1 pseudogene is annotated in these 507 nt (G+C 49.5%); it reads left to right on the forward strand.

The window, feature by feature from the left end:
• Positions 1-43 precede the first annotated feature (43 nt).
• Positions 44-507: pseudogene (locus tag MFLO_RS15820) on the forward strand (hypothetical protein); the annotation flags it as partial.

The following is a 507-nucleotide window of genomic DNA, read 5'->3' on the forward strand; positions in this document are numbered from 1 at the left end:
CCTGCCGGACTGGCAATCGGGGCGGTGTATGGTAGTTTGGAGCTTGGGACAGCAAGTTTCTGGAAAAGACTGGATAAGTGGCAGAGAGCTTGAGACTTCCGAACGGGCGATGAGAGGGGCATTATCCGTTGCGGATATGCTTCCAGCAGTGAAGGCTTTTTCTACCGGAATCAAGGGACTTCCAACGGGTTCGGCACTAGAACGGCTGATGCGTCCGCCATTGAAGAATGTGAATAATCTTGTCGTGCAAGGGAACAAAATGGCACTCACGCGAATAAGAGGACTGAAAGCGGTTCTAAAAGAACAGGTACATACAGGCACAACAGCGGTTAAGAAACAACTGAACCATCTAGGTGATAGCTTGAACCTTCCACCGCGTGGACAACTCGCGGCGCCGGGTGTTGGAGCTGTTCCGATAAAAGGAAATAGTCAAAAGGTGCTGAAGAAAGTGATGCAGGAATTTGACTTAAATCTTGGCGGGGGTAAGCGAACAGGTGATATAATTGA

It is taken from the genome of Listeria floridensis FSL S10-1187 (genome assembly GCF_000525875.1).
Taxonomy (GTDB): Bacteria; Bacillota; Bacilli; order Lactobacillales; family Listeriaceae; genus Listeria; species Listeria floridensis.